3 protein-coding genes are annotated in these 2,627 nt (G+C 65.3%); 2 read left to right on the forward strand and 1 reads right to left on the reverse strand.

Translation table 11 applies throughout. From position 1 onward, the window contains the following. Positions 1-281 precede the first annotated feature (281 nt). Positions 282-710 (forward strand): peptidylprolyl isomerase, encoded by a 429-nt coding sequence (locus H5T60_13915; protein ID MBC7243528.1) that lies wholly within the window; start codon positions 282-284, stop codon positions 708-710. Positions 711-779: 69 nt separating this feature from the next. Further along, positions 780-1,976, forward strand: a complete 1,197-nt coding sequence (locus H5T60_13920) for a DNA polymerase IV (protein ID MBC7243529.1) — start codon at positions 780-782, stop codon at positions 1,974-1,976. Here the strand turns inward: H5T60_13920 and sfsA are convergent. Next, on the reverse strand, positions 1,973-2,627 hold a 655-nt coding region (gene sfsA, locus H5T60_13925), incomplete at its 5' end, for a DNA/RNA nuclease SfsA (GenBank protein MBC7243530.1). The genes H5T60_13920 and sfsA overlap by 4 nt on opposite strands.

Raw genomic sequence — 2,627 nt, forward strand, 5'->3', positions numbered from 1 at the left:
TAGGGACAGGAAAACTCGCACTTCCCTCACCTGCTATTTGGCAAATTCCCCCCAGGGGTGTATAATTCATTATAGAAAGGAGCTGCGATCCTCGTAGTACAGGACTCGTTGGCAGGTCAACTTCACTCCCCACCGAGCGAAGGCCCGCTGAACGAGCTTTGCATGGCGAGTGTTTCAGCCCATTTCCAGCGTGACACGGGGCGTTTTGCCATGCGTCCCCTCCATCACGATAATGCCGCCTTCCCCTACCGGGAAAGTTGAAAAAAGAAAGGAAAAAAGCGATGGCAAAAGCAAAAGTTGGCGACACGGTTCGGGTGCACTATATCGGCACCCTGGACGACGGCACGGTGTTCGATTCCTCCATGGGTCGGGAACCCCTCGAGTTCACCCTGGGTGAGAACGAGGTCATCCCCGGCTTCGAAGAGGCAGTGGTCGGCATGGAACCGGGTGAGCGCAAGTCCGTCACCATTCCGGCCGATGAGGCATATGGTCCCTATTATGAGGATATGGTGCTGACGGTTGACCGCTCCGAGTTCCCTCCCGATCTGGAGCTGGAGGTCGGTCAGCGTCTGCAGGTGCGGCAGGCCGACGGCTATGTCTTTGCCGTGACGGTGGCCGAGATCACCGACGACGAGGTGACCCTGGATGCCAATCACCCACTCGCCGGCGAGGACCTCACCTTTGCGATCGAGCTGGTCGAGATTCTCTGATCCTGTAGCCTGAAGACAACCGGCGGGCCGGGGCGACGTCGATGCCGTCCTTGCCCGCCGGCCCAAGCGATGCCGGCCATGCCCGCACGCTGGATCATCCATCTGGATGTAGATGCCTTCTTCGCTTCCGTCGAGGAGCTACTGCGCCCTGAGCTTGCCGGCCAGCCCATCATCGTGGGCGGCCCACCCGAGCATCGGGGCGTGGTGGCTTCCGCCTCCTATGCCGCACGCCGCTTCGGCGTCCGCTCTGCCATGCCCACCGCCCAGGCCCTGCGCCTATGCCCTCAAGCCGTCCTTATCCCACCTCGCCACAGCCTCTACCGGGAATATTCCGAACGAGTGATGTCCATCCTACAGGAGTACACCCCACTGGTGGAGCAGGTTTCCATCGACGAGGCGTTCATGGACGTGACCGGCTGTGAGCGCCGCTGGGGCGAGCCTCTGGCGCTAGCCGCCGGCATCCAGCGCCGTATCGAGGAAGAGGTCGGGCTTTCCGTCTCCCTGGGCATCGCCGGCAACAAACTGGTGGCCAAGATCGCCTCCGATTACGGCAAGCCGCACGGCCTGGTGCTGGTGCCCCACGGGGAAGAGGCCGCCTTCCTGGCCCCGCTGGACATCGAGCGGCTGTGGGGGGCCGGCAGGGTCACCGCCCGCAAACTGCGTGCCGCCGGCATCCGCACCATCGGCGACCTGGCCCGCCTTTCCCGCGCCCAAGTGGAGGGCTGGCTGGGGAATTTCGGCGTGGAGCTTTGGCTCCATGCGCAGGGCACCGACCACCGGCCTGTCGTGCCGGACGCCGGCAACCCCCGCACCGTCAGCCATGAGGAGACCTTCCCCCAGGATATCGCGGATCCCATTTTCCTGGACGCAGAGCTACTGCGCCTCAGCGAAAAAGTGGGCGCCCGACTGCGCCGCTACGGCCTGCAGGGACGCACTATATTTGTTAAGATCCGTTATGGCGATTTCCGCACCATCACCCGCCAGATAACCCTGGAGGAACCTACTGATATTGACGGGGAAATTTACCGCCATGCCCGCCGGCTGTGGGAACAGGCCTGGGAGCGGGGACGGCCGGTGCGGCTGTTGGGCGTGGGGATGCAGCAGCTCCGCACCACTGGTTGGCAGTTGAGCCTTCTGCCGGCGGATGAGGAGGAGACACTGCGCCGGCGACAGCGCGCCTTGTACCAAGCGGTGGATTCCATTCGACAGCGCTTCGGCGAGAAGGCGCTCCGCAGGGCGCGGCTCCTGCGCCGGCCGCGCGGCTAAAAGGCCAGCGGAACCGGCCCCAAGACCCCGATCTCCTCCAGCGTGACACGACAGCGCACCGCCAGCACCCGCACGCCGGCATCGCGGGCTTCCCGCAGTGCCCGGCCAAACGCCGGGTCCGCGGCATCGTGCGGGGCAAAGGATTCCGCATCCTCCCGCTGTACCACAAACACCACTGCACTGCAGATGCCTTCCTGCGCCAGTCGCGCCAGCTCCATCATGTGCCGGCGGCCGCGCTCCGTAGGGGCGTCGGGGAAGCGAGCGATGCCCTCCTCCACCAGGGTGACCGATTTGACCTCCACCCAGCAGGCACTGCCGTCGCCGGCCTCGAAGCGCAGGTCCAACCGGCTGGCCCCATGAACCGTCTCCGTCCGGACCCGCTGATATGCCTGGAACGCCGGCAAGCGGCCGGCCTGCCAGGCATCCACCAACAGGCGCGGCGGAAGGCGCGCGTCCACGCACACCAGCCGGCCGGCATGCTCCACCAGGATCAGGTCACCGGCGGTTTTGCGGCGCGGGTCCGGGTGCAGGCGGATATATGCCGGCGCGCCGGGGATAAAAAGCTCGCCCAGCCGGCCGGAATTGGGGACATGCACGGCGCAGGGGACACCACCCACCCGCACCGCAGCGCGAAAGCGGTTATCACGGCGC

The organism is Anaerolineae bacterium (assembly GCA_014360855.1).
In the GTDB taxonomy this organism is placed as follows: domain Bacteria; phylum Chloroflexota; class Anaerolineae; order JACIWP01; family JACIWP01; genus JACIWP01.

Bases quoted from the DNA above. Each gene is read 5' to 3' on its own strand.
- H5T60_13915 (MBC7243528.1), top strand. From the start codon at position 282: ATGGCAAAAGCAAAAGTTGGCGACACGGTTCGGGTGCACTATATCGGC.
- H5T60_13920 (MBC7243529.1), top strand. From the start codon at position 780: ATGCCGGCCATGCCCGCACGCTGGATCATCCATCTGGATGTAGATGCC.